This window comes from Rubinisphaera margarita (genome assembly GCF_022267515.1).
Taxonomy (GTDB): domain Bacteria; phylum Planctomycetota; class Planctomycetia; order Planctomycetales; family Planctomycetaceae; genus Rubinisphaera; species Rubinisphaera margarita.
This window is the reverse complement of sequence record NZ_JAKFGB010000003.1, coordinates 146,362-163,499: the sequence shown is the minus strand read 5'-3', so window position 1 is coordinate 163,499 and position 17,138 is coordinate 146,362. Positions and strand designations below refer to the sequence as shown.

General features: G+C 57.0%; 14 protein-coding genes. 4 read left to right on the top strand and 10 right to left on the bottom strand.

Going from position 1 to position 17,138, the window contains the following annotated elements:
• Positions 1 to 152 precede the first annotated feature (152 nt).
• From L1A08_RS00635 to L1A08_RS00625, 3 genes are all read right to left on the bottom strand, one after another.
• Positions 153 to 1,652 (bottom strand): S41 family peptidase, encoded by a 1,500-nt coding sequence (locus tag L1A08_RS00635; RefSeq protein WP_238753066.1) that lies wholly within the window; start codon positions 1,650 to 1,652, stop codon positions 153 to 155.
• Positions 1,653 to 1,836: 184 nt separating this feature from the next.
• Positions 1,837 to 2,154, bottom strand: coding sequence for a hypothetical protein (locus L1A08_RS00630; RefSeq protein WP_238753064.1), 318 nt, complete (start codon positions 2,152 to 2,154; stop codon positions 1,837 to 1,839).
• Between the two features lie 134 nt (positions 2,155 to 2,288).
• Positions 2,289 to 2,759: a VOC family protein gene (locus L1A08_RS00625; RefSeq protein WP_238753061.1), complete on the bottom strand. Its 471-nt coding sequence runs from the start codon at positions 2,757 to 2,759 to the stop codon at positions 2,289 to 2,291.
• Between the two features lie 478 nt (positions 2,760 to 3,237).
• On the opposite strand from L1A08_RS00625, the gene L1A08_RS00620 reads away from it, so the two are divergent.
• A complete protein-coding gene (locus tag L1A08_RS00620; RefSeq protein WP_238753059.1) occupies positions 3,238 to 3,546 on the top strand; it encodes a branched-chain amino acid aminotransferase in 309 nt (102 codons plus the stop codon).
• A 196-nt stretch (positions 3,547 to 3,742) separates the two neighbouring features.
• Here L1A08_RS00620 and L1A08_RS00615 read toward each other — a convergent pair whose 3' ends face one another.
• From L1A08_RS00615 to L1A08_RS00585, 7 genes are all read right to left on the bottom strand, one after another.
• Complete coding sequence (locus tag L1A08_RS00615) at positions 3,743 to 4,237, bottom strand: 6-pyruvoyl trahydropterin synthase family protein (protein ID WP_238753057.1); 495 nt, start codon at positions 4,235 to 4,237, stop codon at positions 3,743 to 3,745.
• Between the two features lie 259 nt (positions 4,238 to 4,496).
• Entirely contained in the window at positions 4,497 to 5,342 is an 846-nt protein-coding gene (locus tag L1A08_RS00610) for a triphosphoribosyl-dephospho-CoA synthase (RefSeq protein ID WP_238753055.1), read from the bottom strand.
• 247 nt (positions 5,343 to 5,589) lie between these two features.
• Positions 5,590 to 7,737 carry an elongation factor G gene (gene fusA / locus L1A08_RS00605; RefSeq protein ID WP_238753053.1) on the bottom strand — a complete coding sequence of 716 codons (2,148 nt, stop codon included), beginning with the start codon at positions 7,735 to 7,737 and terminating at the stop codon, positions 5,590 to 5,592.
• 501 nt (positions 7,738 to 8,238) lie between these two features.
• Positions 8,239 to 9,519 carry a glucuronate isomerase gene (locus L1A08_RS00600; RefSeq protein ID WP_238753051.1) on the bottom strand — a complete coding sequence of 427 codons (1,281 nt, stop codon included), beginning with the start codon at positions 9,517 to 9,519 and terminating at the stop codon, positions 8,239 to 8,241.
• A 129-nt stretch (positions 9,520 to 9,648) separates the two neighbouring features.
• Positions 9,649 to 10,005 (bottom strand): Spy/CpxP family protein refolding chaperone, encoded by a 357-nt coding sequence (locus tag L1A08_RS00595; RefSeq protein WP_238753047.1) that lies wholly within the window; start codon positions 10,003 to 10,005, stop codon positions 9,649 to 9,651.
• A gap of 193 nt (positions 10,006 to 10,198) precedes the next feature.
• On the bottom strand, positions 10,199 to 10,933 hold the full coding sequence (locus tag L1A08_RS00590) for a sensor histidine kinase (protein WP_238753045.1): 735 nt from the start codon (positions 10,931 to 10,933) through the stop codon (positions 10,199 to 10,201).
• A 69-nt stretch (positions 10,934 to 11,002) separates the two neighbouring features.
• Positions 11,003 to 11,581, bottom strand: coding sequence for a response regulator (locus L1A08_RS00585; RefSeq protein ID WP_238753042.1), 579 nt, complete (start codon positions 11,579 to 11,581; stop codon positions 11,003 to 11,005).
• Positions 11,582 to 12,328: 747 nt separating this feature from the next.
• On the opposite strand from L1A08_RS00585, the gene L1A08_RS00580 reads away from it, so the two are divergent.
• Genes L1A08_RS00580 through ppk1 form a run of 3 tightly spaced genes read left to right on the top strand, consistent with a single transcriptional unit; the run spans position 12,329 to position 17,049 of the window.
• The gene (locus L1A08_RS00580) at positions 12,329 to 13,318 is read left to right on the top strand and encodes an ROK family protein (RefSeq protein ID WP_238753040.1); all 990 of its coding nucleotides are present in this window, start codon (positions 12,329 to 12,331) and stop codon (positions 13,316 to 13,318) included.
• A gap of 45 nt (positions 13,319 to 13,363) precedes the next feature.
• Positions 13,364 to 14,923, top strand: coding sequence for a Ppx/GppA phosphatase family protein (locus tag L1A08_RS00575; RefSeq protein WP_238753038.1), 1,560 nt, complete (start codon positions 13,364 to 13,366; stop codon positions 14,921 to 14,923).
• Between the two features lie 29 nt (positions 14,924 to 14,952).
• Positions 14,953 to 17,049, top strand: a complete 2,097-nt coding sequence (gene ppk1 / locus L1A08_RS00570) for a polyphosphate kinase 1 (RefSeq protein WP_238753036.1) — start codon at positions 14,953 to 14,955, stop codon at positions 17,047 to 17,049.
• Positions 17,050 to 17,138 lie beyond the last annotated feature (89 nt).

Sequence of the window (17,138 nt, the reverse complement as noted above, 5' to 3'; positions counted from 1 at the left end):
CACTTCAATGCACAGATTCCAGAGCAAATCGCTCGGCCCGTTGCCGGTTACGCCTGGAAACCGCTCTACCGTATGTTCGCGAATGAGCGTTGAATCGCCTGAAACGCTGCATCTTTCGCGGACCGAACGGTTACACCAAAAAGTAAACTGCTCTAGAGCACCGTGATCGCGGGCACCACAAAGAACGATCGCGGAATGAAGGCGGCCTTCTTGCCATCAGCCGGAGCCACGGCGTCTTCCGGCTTTTCCTTGGCCTCCCGTGCTTCATCCTCAGGATTGAGTTCAGAAAGGACGTGCTCCAGAGCCTTCTTCAGCTGCTGATCGACATAGTCGCTTTCTTCCGGTCCGTTTTCGCTCAGCACATCCCGTTCGCTGCGATACTTTCGGTACTCGATCATCTCTTTCGTCGTGAACTCGACCTTGTATCCGTCATCCGGCATCACGCCCCATTCGTCTTCCGGCTTGGCCTTGGGAAAGCGATGGATGTTCTTGCCGCTCGGACGGTGATAGCTGGCGGTGGTCAGTTTCAGGGCACTGTCGCCATCTTCGAGTTCGATGATGTTCTGCACGCTCCCTTTGCCCCAGGACCGTTCGCCGATGATGACGGCCCGGCCGTGATCCTGCAGGCAGGCGCTTACGATTTCGCTGGCCGAAGCCGAGAACCGGTTGATCATCACGGCCATTGGAAAGCCGCTGAACGTGCCTCGCTTCTTGGCGCGCCAGGTTCGTTCCTGAGTATTGCGGCCTTTGGTGCTCACGATCTTTCCGGACTCAACGAACAGGTCCGAGATCTCTGTCGCGGAAGTCAGCAGTCCGCCCGGATTCCAGCGGAGATCCAGAATCAGCCCCTGCATGCCTTCTTTTTCCAGCTGCTTCAAGGCCGCCTGGAGTTCGCTCGCACTGTTGCGGCTGAAATGAGACAGACGGATGTAGCCGATCTTCTTGTCGTCATCGATCATGAAATCCCAGGTGCCGTCCGCGTTGTAACGATCACCCATGACGGTCGCGACTTTGATCACGTCCCGCTCGATCTCAAGCTTTTCGATCAGGCTTTTCACTTCCACCGGCTCGTCCTCGAAGACTTCGTCGGTGTCTGTCTCGGTGACGGCAGCTCCCTGAAGGGGATCTTCCGGTTCATGCTTCACGGTGATCGTGACCTTGGCACCGGCAGGGCCTTTGAGCAGTTTCACCGCAGTTGCGAGTTCTTTGCCGACCTCGAACTCCGAAACGTTCTGGCCTTCGATGCTGATGATGCGATCGCCAGCGCGAACTCCGGCTTTGTAAGCGGGAGTGCCGGGGAGTGGTGTCATCACCACGATTTGCCGATGATCCGGGTCGAAGTGAACCTGGATGCCGATGCCGCCGAACTCCTGCTGCACATCCTGTTCGAACGAGGCCAGGTCATCGGGGCTGATGTAGTTGGAATAAGGGTCCAGTTTGGCCAGCATGCCCTGGACAGCCGCCTCAATCAGCTCGCGACGGTCAATGTCTTTGACGTAGTTGTCGTCAATTTCCTCAAACGTATCCACGAACAGCCGCATCAGTTCGTAGGTGTCCGCCTCATCCTCCTCGGCGTGAGTCACCTTCACCCAAACCACGGACAACGACAGGCACAAACACATCAGCCACGCAAAGTTGGCGGAATTCCGCATCAGACGGCTCCTCTTGAAAAGCGATTTTCGTCCATCGGCCTCACTACGACTACGTCCTGGAAGGCGAGACCGTGGGGCAACTTATTCTAAGTCATCGTTAAGACTTGGACAAGATGCATCGTTCGGGAAGCCGATCGCGACTGAAACGCCTTTCGTAAGCTTCGGAGCCTCGCGAAGAGTCGAACTAAGCTTCCAGAACATCAACCGTTTCGTCTTCGCCGGCTCCATGGAGGAGATAGTAGTCGTCCCAGCCATTTTCCCCGGTGCAGCAGACGATCGACGCGTCAGCGAGAGCGGCGTTCGCAGCCAGCAGCTTCTGGACATGTTGCCAGACGGGCAGAAGTTTCCGCCGCGATGTGCAGAAAATATCGACGTAAGCCTCATCGGGAGGCCCTTCTTCCAGTTCGACGTCAACGCCGGTCTGCTCCAGATCCGCAACGATGGCGTCTCCGTCGAAGTGCTCGATCTGTTCCAGATCGACGTGGATAACCAGATAATTCATCTCAGCTTGCTCCGCTCTGTTTAGAAAATTGCCTGCTAAGAATAGATTCCGACAAGCCGGATTCCCAGCAAGTCAGGAAAACCGGCACATCGTCCGGAAGCAGAACCGATCTACCGCATCTGGCAGCCGCGATCTCAGGCGTTGTAAGCCTCGCGGAGCTTGTTGAGGTCGAGTTTGACCATCTGCATCATGGCTCCCATCGCCCGTTCTTTTCGAGCGGAATCCGGATCTTCGATCATCTGCAGCAGTTCCGGCGGAGTGATCTGCCACGACAGTCCGAACTTATCCGTCAGCCAGCCACACTGAACCGGCTCCCCTCCGGCAGACAACGCATCCCAGTAGCGATCGAGTTCCTCCTGAGAATCGACTTCGACCATGAACGAAATGGCCGGCGTCAGCGGATAGTTCGGCCCTCCGTTCATCGCGACGAATTTCTGTCCGGCCAGTTCGAAATTCACCGTCATCACGGTTCCCTCCGGCATGTGCGTGTTGCTGCCGTAGTAGGACGTGCTCAGAATTTTCGAGTCTGGAAAGATCGAGGTGTAGAAGCGGGCGGCTTCTTCAGCTTCGGTGTTGTACCAGAGAAACGGAGTGATCAATTGCATTACAGATTCCTTCTAAAGAGTTCGGGGCACTCGTGAGCTTCACGCATCTCAAACTCAGTCGAACGGGACTCTGCCCCATCGACCGTCTCGGGACATGTTTCCAGATTTTTTCAGGCTTCGGTTCGCGTGCCCGAGGGCAGGGGTCGCCGTGTGGTGCGACGGCAACACGTTGTTTTTCGAAAACGTGGACTTAAGCCGTTACTACACGGTGAGTTACATCGCGCCGACAACGGCGCGGATGCTGGGTGTGGATAAAGCACAACATCGCCTGAGCCGGCTGTAAGCGGACTGTCAACGATTCGTTACAGTTTTTCGATTTGTCCTAAATAGCTTTACAGAAGGAACTTAGAATCCCAACGCGATGGGGATTTCCGCAGCTCTCGTCCGAGCGGCGGCGGGACTGGCACACTGCCTGCTTTATCTCCCTTCACCAAACAACCACCACACTTCGAATAAACACCTTCTGGAGACCACAACAATGACGAACATCATCAACGCTCTGTACAACGACGAAGCTGGCTTCATCATCTCGGCTGAACTGGTCCTGGTCGCCACCATCTGTGTCCTGGGAATGGTCGTTGGACTTTCGGAAGTCGCCTTCAACGTCAATCAGGAGCTCGAAGACGTCGGAGCCGCCTTCGGCAGCATCAATCAGAACTTCGCCTACAACGGGACCGCCGGTCACAAGGGAAGCATCGCTGGCAGCACCTACAACGACGAATGGGATCAGTGCGACGACAGCTGCGATGTGACCTGCGATGTCAGACCGACCCCGGAAAACTACTAGAGCGAATCGCTCTACCGTCTATCCGCGAATGAGCGTTGAATCGCCTGAAACGCTGCATCTTTCGCGGACCGGACGGTCACACCAAAAAGTACACTGCTCCAAGCACTCCGGCCGGGCCAGTGAAGACCCGACTCATCGCCTGACACTGACACCACCTCTCAGGTTGAGTCCACTAAAGTGCACCTCGCACCAGCTCCTACGGGAGCTGTAATTCACACTGAGCCCACTGGCCGAAGTTCTCTTCAACATCGACACGAACGCTCTGCAGTTCGTGTCGATGTTTTTTTATGACGTCATCAACCAGCCGCTGAACCATCCACTGCGCAATCTCTTCAGCGGTCGTATTCTGCACCGGCAGAATAACGGCGTCTTCTCGAGGGAAGATCCACCGTCGTTCTTCGAATGTTGCTTCAACCTCGTGACCATGATCGGTGACCCGGATCATCGGATGCGACTCGGGCAACAGCACCCGATGATCGAGTTCATTCACGAGATTCTGCGTCGCATCCCGGAGAGCGATGAAGTCGAAAACATATCGATTCTCATCCAGTCCCCCGGTGACTTCCACGGCGACCCGCCAGTTATGCCCGTGCAGCCGTTCGCAGATGTTGCCGTTGAACGTAATAAAGTGAGCGGCACTGAAAACCAGATGGTCTTTGGTCACCCGAACGCGGAAGGATGGCTGAGGCATGTCAGAGGGTCTTGCTTGAGAGTTCGAAAGAGGAGGATGCCGGAGGCAGACGTAATCGGTCGACGGTTCAATGAACCGCCTCGTAGCGGCGGCATCCTGCCGGCGAATAGACTTGGCTCTCGCGTTTGTGAAGCAGGTCAATCAACCAGCTTTTCGCAGCAGCAACGCAATCGTCGGCGCCGCCTATCTGTTCCAGAATGACACGCATTCGGCGGCAGGATGCCGCCGCTACGGTTGGGGGTAGGGCCTGCCGTAAAGTTTAGCGAATCGTGTCTTCGCACAATCCCACAAACAGGCACGCGGCTACCAGGTCGGCTGAGGTCCCGGGGTTCAGGCGGTTACCGTCGCTGCGAAGCCAGGTATCGAATTCCGTGAAGGCTTCCGCGGATTCCGGTGCCTCCGGCCAGCCGGCTTCCAGGAGTGCGGAGGCCTTGCGGCTCACTTCTTCAGCGGTTGCGCGGCCGCATTTTCGTTCGATTAGAGAGTCGGGATAGTTGGCCATCCAGTCGAGATGCAGACCGATGATCGCGGTCTCTCGTGATTCAGGACAGCGGGTCCACCACTGTTGAAGGCGTTCGCTTCCGAAGCCGAGCACGTCCGCGAAGCTGTTCGCGTACTGGCGGGCGATCAGATCGCGGTCAGCGGCCAGTTGCATGATCTCGCGAATGGGTGCGGTTGGCTCCTGAGAGACATCCTGGTTAGCCACCTCGCCCATCCCCCCCGGGCGGGCGGTGCGGATCGCCTCGTAAACCTGCTTCGAGTCTTCGACAGTCATGCGGTCGATCACATCGGAAATACTCGCCTCGATGGGTCCTTCCTGGGCGGCGGTCAGCAACGGCGCCAGCAGCAGGATGATGCCGAGATTGGTGTTCTTCCCGACCTGCAGGCGGACGGCTTTGCTGGTGTCGAGAATCGCCCGTCCGACGCCGCGATGAGAGCGGGCCAGCATAAACGCCGTGATCCGGGCGGAGCGAACGAAGTCGTTGTGCGTCAGGTCGCTGAAGCTGGCCTGTGGATGCACGTTTCCCGCCTTCGGAGCGGCAACTTCCCAGAGACAGGCCGTCTCAATCCAGCGGGTGATTTGCTCAATGTTGTGGTGCGGCATGGTGAGAGATATGTTGTCGTGCGGAAGCCGAATGTGCAACTCCAACCGGAGTCTTCGGCAGCAACATGAGATGTCGTTTTGATCAGACCACACACGAAAAAAAAAGCCGCGTACTGATGTACGCGGCTTTCTCCGTTGAACGGAATCTTTCAGCTTCTGGGTTTTGATCGTCAGGCCGATGATGGCTCAGTGAGCGACACCGGAGCGAGGCTGGTCACCTCGCGTTTCGACCAAAGCCGAACAGGGCCTACTTTCTGTTGCGACGCTCTTCGAGTTCCTTGCGGCGGCGTTCGACAACTTCCTCCTGAACGTTGCGAGGACAGCGGGCGTAACGGGCGAATTCCATGCTGAATCCCCCCTTACCCTGCGTCATCGAACGCAGTTCGTTGGCGTAGTCGAACATCGAGGCCAGCGGCACTTCGGCGAGAATGTAGCAGGTCAGGCTCTTCGTCTCCGACGAAGTCACGATCCCACGCTTACTCGACAGGTGACCGGTGATCGAACCCTGATATTCTTCAGGAGCTTCGATTTCGAGCTTCATGATCGGCTCAAGCAGAGCCATGTCGGAGTTCTTCAGATTCTCCCGCATGCAGTCGAAGCCACAGATCTTGAACGCCATTTCCGACGAGTCGACATCGTGGTAGCTACCATCGGAAAGGTGAGCATCGACACCCACCACTTCGCACTCGCACAGAGGTCCCTTTTCGAGAGCGCGACGGAAGCCGGCATCGACAGCCGGAATGTATTCCTTGGGAATACGTCCCCCGGTCACCTCGTTATGGAACTTGTAAGGAGTTTCGAACCCTTCCGGCATCGGAGCCATCTTACCGACGACGTGAGCGTACTGACCGGAACCCCCGGTCTGCTTCTTGTGCTTGTAGTTGAACTCGACGGTTTTGCTTGGCGTTTCTTTATAGGCCACGCGCGGCTCGCCGATGATACACTCGCACTTGTACTCACGCTTAATACGTTCGATGTAAACGTCCAGGTGCAGCTGACCCATTCCGGCAATAATCGTCTGGCCGGTCTCTTCATCAGTCATCACGTGGAACGTCGGATCTTCGCGACGGAAACGTTCCAGGGCTTTACCGAGCTTGTCGGCACTGTCCCGCTGAGCCGGCTCGATGGAGAGTCGGATCACCGCTTCCGGAACGTAAATGTTTTCCAGAGCGTAGTTGACACCGCCACCGCAGAACGTATCCCCAGAGGCACAGTCGACACCGACGATGGCGACAATGTCACCGGCGCCCGCTTCGTCCACGTCTTCACGATCGTTGGAGTGCATACGCACAATACGACCGAACCGGGTTGGCTTGCCGGTACGGGTATTGATATAGCTGTCACCCTTTTTGATCGTACCCTGGTAGATACGGGTGTAAGTCAGCTGGCCGAACTGTTCCATCACGGTCTTGAACGCCATGCAGACGAGCGGATCGTCGTCGCTGGTGGTCAGAGCCACTTTGAACTGATTCGGGTCTGGCTTCTCGCTCGTTTCGTTTTCCTTGTCGGCCTTTTCCATCTTGTCGACGTCGATGGCCTTCACTTCGCGTTCGAGCGGCGAGGGCAGGAACGACACCACTGCATCGAGCAGTTCCTGGACACCCTTATTCTTGAACGCGCTTCCCATCATCACGGGAGCAATGCTCTGAGACAGACAGGCTTCGCGAACGATCGACTTAATCTTTTCCACCGGAACTTCTGCTTCTTCAAGCAGCATTTCCATCAGTTCGTCGTCGTACAGCGAGAGCTGCTCGAGCATATGAGCGCGAGCTTCAGCGGCCTGGTCCTGCAGGTCGGCTGGAATCTCATCGTACCGAACCTGCTCACCATGATCGCCATCGAAGAAGACGGCCCGCATGTTGATCAGGTCGACGACACCCTTGTGATTCTGTTCCAGACCGATCGGGATCTGGATGGGGACCGGCGTCACGCCCAGTTTTTCCTGAATCTGACGGCAGACGGCATCCGGATCGGCACCTGTACGGTCGCACTTGTTGATGAACGCAATGCGAGGAATCCCGTATCGCTTCATCTGACGGTCGACGGTCAGGGACTGGCTCTGGACACCACCGACCGAGCAGAGAACCAGAATGGCCCCGTCCAGAACGCGGAGAGAACGCTCCACTTCGACGGTGAAGTCGACGTGGCCCGGCGTATCGATCACGTTGACGATGTGGTTCTTCCAGCCGACCTGGGTCGCGGCGGAAGTAATCGTGATTCCGCGTTCGCGTTCCAGTTCCATGTGGTCCATAACGGCCCCGGCTGCACCGTCTTTCACATCACCGATTTTGTAGGTCTTGCCGGCGTAGAACAAAATACGTTCCGTCAGCGTGGTCTTACCGGAGTCGATGTGGGCAGAGATCCCGATATTCCGTACTTTGTCGAGGTTTTTCATGGTTCCGTAAACAATAATCCCTGAGTGTTAAAACATTCCGGCCGACTCTCAGCCTGGAAAATAAGGTGTTCCCGCGTGGGCGGGACAGCTTAGCGGGCTCTGCGATCGACAGCGCGTTCGATCGTGGTCACACAGCAAGCATCTCGTGGCAGTGAACCCTCTTCAACAGCTCCCTGTTCACAGGGGCGTCAGTCCGTACGTTGCCCGTCAAATCGGAGGATTCAGGCGGAATCTTAACGATGTGCCTGCGCTGTGAAAAGAGGAAAAGACTGTTTTATGAGTGACTTTTCATCCCGCCTGCGGCGTTCTCACTCGCTGAAATTGTAGGCAGGAGCAGTCTCCGAGTCGAAGCGCTGGTTGCCTCGATTGCTCTTCTGTCAGCCCCGACGCTGTCTGCAACAGCTGCTGATTCGACGACGATCTCCCCCTGCCCTGCCTGCGACTTTGCCACCCCGGCTGTAGCAACCGGGGTGGCCGGGGCGTACTCGTCGTCATCGGATCTCAGCCTCCGAAAATTGACTCGACATTTCCGCGAAGCACCAGTTTGCCGAGATCGAGAGCCCGGCTCTCCGACCAACCCCGATCCTGAACGAAGTCCTGTGCGAGCACCCTGGCGAGAATGCGGCGGTACATCCGAAACTTGGGCAAGGCGAACTCCAGCTTGTACATATCGCTGTAGTAGCCGACATATTTGGTCTGCGGAATGGCTGTCAGGCGAGTCCGGCAATCGGATTCGATGTACGGCGGCGTATTTGAGTACCACCAGTGACCGTTGGCGATCACGTTCGGGAAGATCCAGGCGTAACTGACCAGTTCCTGATTACTGGTCGTCGTCAGCACCGAGATCGGGAACTTGACCCGCGGAAAGCTGTTGAACAGCTGACGATACTGAATCAGCGAAGTCCGCTTGTCGTACAGGTCCTGTCCCTGGAAAACGCCATCTTCGTAGACACGACGGTTCACGCCAATCATCAGGTCGAACGGCAGGTTGAACACGGAGCAGTTCTCGGCCAGTTGCCAGAAGATGAACTGGCTCAGTTCCCGGCTCTCGCAGTCACTCAGCTTTTCGCCGTTGCCGAGGCGCAGCCAGGACGCGGCGACGGTGTTCGCTGAAACCAGTGTGGGCGAGAAGTCTGGCGGCAGCGAAATGGCACAGGCCCGAGCCCCGTTTTTCGTGAAGTGAGTGAACAGATCGCGAATGGCCGCCTGAACGTCTTCGATCGTTCCCAGTTCCCGATCGGTCGCCTTGGCCAGTCGTTCGCGAACTTCGGATTTGCCAAGGTGGAACACGAGATCGTCGGTTCGCAGGCAGGGAACATAGAGATTGGTATCGAACCCGGTCAGAGCATCGTCGAAGTCGTTGGTCAGGTAAACCTGTTCCAGGCCAGACTTCTTGAGCACCTGTTGCTCCCAGTCGGACTGGCCGAGCACCTGGTCGGCCTGATCGTAGAGCTTCTCCCAGTTATCGACGGTGATCCGGTCCTCTTTGAAGCCGAAGAATTCCTGACAAATCTCGAGCAGCCACGAGTACTGAGCGGTGTTCTCGATCGTGCTCAGCTTGGGGATAAGTCGGCCGACTTTCTCCTTCGGGGAGATGCCGGGCTCTTCGATCTTCTCTTTCGCCAGTCCAGCCGAGTGAGCCAGTTCCGTGTAGTAGTGATATCCCATGATGTCGGCGAGGTTCTTCGAAGCAGCCGCGTGGGGATTGATGTGCGTATGGGGATCAATCAGCGGAAGGGCTTCGAGTTCGTCGAACAGTCTCTGGACCAGGGATTCACTCATGTCGAACCTGCGGAAGATGAAGTTGGAGCGAGGCTAAATAAAGTCGACTTCGCCGGGTGTTCCCATGCGAAGTCGACGTCAACCCGTAATGTAGCGATCGGCTCGGCCGATGCAAAACGTCCGCAGTTGTCAGCGGTTATTCGACGCCGTCTGCCGTCGCTGGCGGGCTTCTTCGAGATGCTTGTTCAGTTCCACCCGCTGCGTCTCCGTGAGTACTGACTGAATCTGCAGGCTCTGTTCGTCGCGAAGATCTTCGAGTTCCTGCAACAGGGACTGAATCTTCGAGCGATAGTCGGACTGGATCGAATAGATCTTCTCCCGCTGCTCATCGCTCAAGCCGAGCTTGCCGTAGTGATTCGGCAGACGGTTACCACTCCGACGGGTTCCTTCGTCGGGCCTGGCGGGCATCGTCTGGGAGATGGCAGTCGAAGCTAGCAGGCAGGCAGCGAGACAGACGGGGACAACAGCAGAGCATTTTTTGAACATGGTCGGTCTTTCCTCAGCGATCAGTAACGTGGTCGACGCCAGACGCCTCGCGTGGCGTTTGGACGAATTTCCACCATTCTGATCAACTGGTGCCGATACGATCAACCAATCACGGCCGTTCACTGCTGAAAAAATCAAAGGCCATCAACGCCGAGACTGCTGAGACGGCAATGCGACCGCATGTAGACAATGGCTACTGCGGGAACACGCGTGGCCAGAGAACGCGGAATTCGGTTTCCGTCTCCGCCTCGCGGTTTGCAGAGCGAGCTTCGATGTTGGCGCCGTGCATACGGGCAAACTGCCACGCTTTCGAGAGCCCAAAGCCCAGTCCGCGGCCAGCCTGGCGGCCTGAGTAGAACGGGTCAAAAAGATGCTGACGCTCTTCCTCCGACATTCCGCGGCCGTTGTCAGAAATCTGCAAATGCAGCGATTCCTCGTCAGCAGTGAGATGCACGGTGATGTGATCAGCTTCAACAGTGGGATGCAAAGCATTTCTCAGCAACTCCCCCACGACGGTCGCGAACTGATCGCGATCCGCATGAACTGAGATCGATTTGTCGGCTTTGAGTTCGATCTCGGGCGTGCGGCCGTATTGCTGCCGGGCGATTTTCTGCTGCCGATCCATCACTTCGCGGACAATTTGTGTCGCGTCAAGTTCAACGGGATCCGGCGGAGGCGGATCGGCGAAGAGCATGACGTCGCCGATCATATCCCGGATACGTCCGGCCTGTCCGGCGATCGTTTCCAGCGACTGACGACGGACGGGATCGGCTTCGTCTTTCAACAGGAGATAAACACGGCCAAGAATGACAGCCAGAGGATTGTTGATCTCGTGGCCGGCGGCGGCGCTGAACTGCATCAGCGCCGCCAAATGCCGTGCATCCGGGGTCAGCGTCTCGCTGGTCCTGTTGTCGCCACCCGATTCCATTCCGTTTTCCATAAAAAAAGCCGCACTGACTGGAGTGCGGCCTGATTCGTTATTGGAGAACAACCGGCGTTAAACGCCGACCGGTTCCACATCGAGAAGCTTGCAGACGCGGTTCATCAGAGTTTCCACGTCGAACGGCTTCTGCAGGAAGTCGTTGGCACCGGCTTCCTTGAGTTCTTCGATCTTCTCGCGTTCGACCATCCCGCTGATGCAGATGATCCGAACATCGTCCATGCTGGAGTCGCTGCGAACCCGCTGACAGACTTCTTTGCCATTAATATCCGGGAGCATCACATCCAGGACAATCACATCCGGATGGTACTCTTTAACCATCATACCGGCGTCGAACCCGTTGTTGGCGACGCGGACTTCGAATCGGCCATCCGATTCGAGGACATCGCGAATCAGTTCTACCAGTTCCTGATCGTCGTCGACCACCAGGGCTTTGCGTTTTCCGCTCTCAAGGGCGTCCGTCGGGATGCCATTTTCCCGCATGAACTTGAAGAGCACGTCCCGCGGAATACGGCGAAACTTGGAGCCGGGGACCCGAAATCCTTTCAGCTGGCCGGAATCGAAGCAACGAATGATCGTCTGCTGGCTAACCTTGCAGATCTTCGCTGCTTCACCCGTCGTAAATACAGTCTTCATGTCGCTCCATCCTTTTTGTGGACATGGCAAGCATCATTGATCTTCCCCGCGTGCAAGGCAGGTGCGAGGGCATCGCGAGGAAGAGTTCTTGCCAGAGAGCGATTGGCACGAAGATGGGCCAACCGCCAGGTCACGTCATTCCATTGATTTGACCATGATTTCGAAGACAGACTGAACAAACCGATCATCCTTCGGTTCAAACTGTTCACCTGTCCCGTTCGAGATGGGCTCCCTGATCAACTCGGAAAGCAGACACTCACGAAATCGTGGTAATGTTCTCCCAGAGAGAATTCCAAATTCTCCCGTTTATCCATGTAACGTGATTGTAGTCAAACTCTCATACTGGTCAATAGGCGTTTGGCGGGGCGAAATGAGAGGATTCGTGCACACAGGAGTGCTGGGCAAAACCCGAAGTCCCAACAAACTAGGTACTTACGAACCGGCTCTGCTCCTGCTGAACGCCCGGCGGAGAACCGTAACAAATTTACAAGTCTGAATTCCGTGAAGAATCGGCCTCCCCGGCCGCAGATCTTTCCCGTCGCACTGACAGCCGTTCTCAGAATCGATATTATAAGTGACGCAGAGCCGCGGAATGAGTAAGTCGCTCGAACATCTGTCACGCCCGTCGGGTTTCCCGAGAGCTGCGATCAGACCTGACTTATTCCGTGTTCAACAATGGCGGACCAGTTTCAGAAGGGGAACCGCGGCTGCCCGCAGTTCCTCCAGCAATGACAACGGGAGTTCCTGGTGAGTGAACGGAAATGGATTGGGTTCGATCTCGGCGGCACGAAGATGCTCTGCGCCGTATTCGACGAAAAGATGCGAGATCTGGGACGAGAGCGAAAAAAGACCAAGGGGTTCCTTGGTCCCGACGCCGGTATCGAACGGATCATCAAATGCATTTATGAAGCCGTGGAGAACTCCGGCGTCCCCCTGAGCGAGATCGCAGGGATCGGAATTGGCTGCCCGGGTCCGATTCAGCCGAAAAAAGGCATCCTGCTTGAGGCTCCCAATCTTGGCTGGAAGAACGTCGCGGTCGCTGAGCGACTGAATAAAGAGTTCAAGAAGCCGGTTATGGTCATCAACGATGTCGATGCCGGGGTTTATGGTGAATATCTGTTTGGAGCGGGCCAGGGAGCGGAAAGCCTGCTCGGTGTCTTCCCGGGAACGGGGATCGGCGGCGGATTCGTTCAGAACGGGGTCATCTTTCAGGGGGCGAAGATCTCGTGCATGGAAATCGGACATATTCCGACCGTGCCCGATGGTCCAATCGCGTCCGCCGGACTGCCCGGCTCTCTTGAAGCGGTTGCCAGCCGACTCGCGATGAGTGCGCTGATCGCCCAGGCATCCTACCGTGGACAGGCCCCGACAATCGCCGAGAGCGCCGGAACGGATCTGGCCAACATCCGGAGCGGTCTTCTGGCTGAGGCATTGAAGAAAGAGGAACCGATGGTGGTCGAGATCATGTCTCGAGCCGTCACCCAGCTTGGTCGCAGCATCGCGGGCTTTGTCCATATGTTAGCCCCCGAACGGATTGTCCTCGGCGGCGGACTTGTCGAAGCGATGCCCGATTTCTTCAGCAAGAAGATCAAGGAAGGCATGAAGCAGTGGCTGCTCCCGGCTTACCGGGATGCCTCCGAGGTCGTCGTCGCCAAGCTGGGCGATGATGCCGGCATCCGCGGGGCGGCTGCCTGGGTTCGTAAGAACATCGAGAGTGAACCCGGGACTTCGAACTGAGTCCCTCTGTCGTTTCGGCTTTTCCGTAGTTGCGAACATCCTCCCATGATGCGTCGAATTGCTGTCATTGAAATTGGTACGACCTCGATCCGGATGGCCATTGCCGAAGGATCTGAGGAAGGGAAAATCCGGGCGTTGGAGAAGCTGGTCCAGTCGGTCGCGATTGGCGAGGACACGTATTCCGTCGGTCGAATTTCCCGGCAGACCATGGAAACCTGTGTCCGTGTCCTTCAAACCTACCAGGAGAAGCTGCGCGAGTATCGGCTGACCGACCACCAGAATATCCGCGTCGTTGCGACCAGTGCCGTCCGTGAAGCCGAGAACACCCTGGCGTTCGTGGACCGCATCTACATTGCCACGGGCTGGGTCGTACATGTTCTCGATGCAGCCGAGATCCACCGCGTGATCTATCAGGGCATCCAGGTCTGGCGGAATCTGCTTCCCGCCCTGTCTCAAGATCGTTGGGTCATCGCCGAAGTCGGAGGAGGCAACACCGAATACCTGATGCTTCAGCACGGCGAGGTCGAGGTGGCCAACGCGGTGAGGCTTGGTTCACTGCGGTTGAGCGCTCTGCTGAAAACGTACGATGCCCCGGAAGCCCAATGGCCCTCCCTGCTGCGAAGCCATGCCCAGCGTTCGCTGGCGGGGACACGGCTACTGGCCGAGAAGTCGCCGCCGCCCAAGCTTCTGGCGCTGGGAGGAGAGATGCGGTTCACGGTCGAGCGACTCAAAGGCATTGAGACGACACAACAGTCGGCTCGGATTGAACTGGCCGAACTCGAAGCATTCACGAACCGGATCGTGTCGATGAAAGTCGACGAGATCGTTCACCACTTCCATATCCCCCTGCCGGATGCGGAAATCCTCGGCCCTGCCCTGGTGGCCAACACCGAATTGGCTCGCGAACTGAGTGTGAAGCATATTCATGTTCTGCCGGCTTCCGTGCGGGACGGACTGACGCGGGAAATGATCGACCGCGACGTCTGGTCGGACGAACTGGTCACGCAGATCATCCGTTCCGCGATCGATGTCGGACGCAAGTTTCACTTTGATGAATCGCACGCCGTTCATGTCTCGCGGGTCTCGAAGACACTGTTTAATCAACTGACGAATCTGCACGGTCTCGACCGCCGCTACGAGTTGATGCTCGTCCTGGCCGCCCTGCTCCACGAGATCGGTCTGTTCATCGGCACCAGTGCCTATCACAAGCACTCGATGTATCTGATCACGAATTCCGAGCTGTTCGGCATCGGCCGGAAGCAGTTGATGCTGATCGGCCTGATCACCCGCTATCACCGGCGGACATCGCCCAAATCTTCTCACACGGGATTTACCAATCTGGAACGCGAGGATCGGGTCGTGGTGATCAAACTGGCGGCGATCCTGCGTGTGGCACTCGCGCTGAGCAGTTCCCGCAATCAACGGATTCACGATTTCGAATGCACGGTCGATCGCAAGCGGCTGATCATTACCGTGCCTGATATTTCCGATCTGGCGATGGAGCAGCTCGCCATTCGACAGGTCGGCTCTCTGTTTGAAGAAACCTTTGGACTTCCGATTCTGATCCGCGGTCAGCCAACCCTGGCCATGCGTCGTCGGCGATAATTTCCCCGGCTCTCCTGAGAGACGTCAACATGAGCAATGAACGGTATATCAATCGAGAGTTGAGCTGGCTGGAGTTCAATCAGCGAGTGCTGGACCAGGCCCGTTCGAATAGCCTTCCTCTCCTGGAGCGCGTGAAGTTCCTCGCGATTACGGCCTCCAATCTCGATGAATTCTTCATGGTGCGAGTCGGCGGCCTGCAGCTGCTGAGCCGAAAGAATGTCCTCCGGCCGGACTTCGCCGGAATGACGGCCGATGAGCAGCTGGGCGCGATTCGGGACCGCGTTCGCGAGATGCTTCGTGACCAGTACGACTGCTACAACACGATGCTCGAACCCTCGCTGTCTTCGCACGGCATCCGCCGTCTTCACGCCAACGACATCGCTCCACACCAGTTGAAGGTAATTGAAGAGCGTTTCGAGGATGAACTCGCTTCGATCCTCACGCCGATCGCGGTCTGGCCCAACGAAGAAGTGCCGATGCTGCCGGATCCGGACCTCTGCCTGTGTGTCCGACTCCGCTGCGTGCCAGATTCCGAGGAACCATTCCGTTATGCACTTATTCCGCTGGGCCGCAGGCTCCCTCGGTTCCTGACTGTGCCTTCGGAATCCGGCTACGAGTACATGCTGCTGGAGGATGTCGTCGCCAGTTTCGCGAACCGCTTCTTTCCCGAGGAACAGGTACTCGAAGTCGTCCCCTTCCGGATGACACGCAATGCCGACCTGACCGTCAGCGATGATGTCGCCAACGACTTCATGGCCGAGATGGAGCATCTTCTGCAGGCGCGGAAAGAAAGCCATTGTGTGCGGCTCGAGATCGACGCGCGAGCCACGGCTTCTGTCCAGGCCTTTCTGACGAATGCGTATCAGGTCGCTCCGGCTGATGTGTATGCCCTGCAGGGTCCGCTCGGTCTGGGGCAGTTCATGGCTCTGGCCAGCGTCAAGGGATTCGACAATCTGGTCGATGAACCCTGGGAAACAAGCCAGCCGCTCGATATCGAGCCCGGCGTCGACATGTTCGAACAGATCTCCCAGCGCGATATCCTCATCCTGCACCCGTACGAGAGCTTCGATCCTGTTGTTCAACTGGTCGAAGAAGCCGCGAACGATCCCGATGTTCTCTCGATCAAGCAGACTCTTTACCGTACGAGTTCCAATAGCCCGATCGTGAACGCCCTGATGAAGGCGGCTCTCAGTGGGAAGTACGTCACGGCGGTGGTCGAATTGAAGGCCCGCTTCGACGAAGCCCGGAATATCGAATGGGCCCGGCAACTGGAACGAGTCGGAGTCCAGGTCATCTACGGAGTCCGCGGACTGAAGACCCATGCGAAGATCTGTGTGATTGTTCGTCAGGAATCTCAGGGGATTCGCCGCTACGTGCATTTTGGCACTGGAAATTACAACGAGAAGACGTCCCGTCTCTATAGTGATGTCAGCTTCATGACGACCGACGTCGACCTGACCGATGACGCCGTCGCGTTTTTCAATGCCATTACGGCGTACTCGCAGCCTCAGCCGTTTCACAAGATCGAATCCGCTCCGTCGGGTTTGAAAGACCGACTGCTCGACATGATCGACGTCGAAATCGACCAGGCCAATCACGGACATCGTGCCTTCATCAACGCCAAGGTGAACTCGCTGGTCGATCAGGAGATCATCGATGCGATGTATCGGGCCTCGGCGGCCGGCGTGACCGTTCGACTCAACATTCGCGGAATCTGCTGCCTGCGTCCAGGCATCCCGGGGTTGAGCGAGAATATCACGGTCACGAGTATCATTGACCGCTATCTCGAACATGCCCGCGTCGTGCATTTCCATCACGGCGGCGACGATCGAATTTTCATCTCCTCGGCCGACTGGATGCCACGAAATCTGGACCGCCGCATCGAACTACTCGTTCCGGTCGATCACGATCCGTGTCGACAGCGGTTGATTTCAATCCTTGAGACGTATTTCCGCGACAATGTTCAGGCCACCCGACTCGAATCCGACGGCAGCTACGTGCCGGTTCACGATGATGGCGAACCATTCCGGGCCCAGAAGTACTTCTCCGACGCGATTCACAACGAAGCCAAAAAGCGGCGCGACGAACAGCTGACGACGTTCGAGCCCCACCGTTCTCCGATCTGATTTCGGGTGAATCGCCGGTATGCTGGTTCGCCGAAATGAAACCCGCAACGACGGTTGGCCGTAGAGATCGGTTGAAGAAACGGGCACAA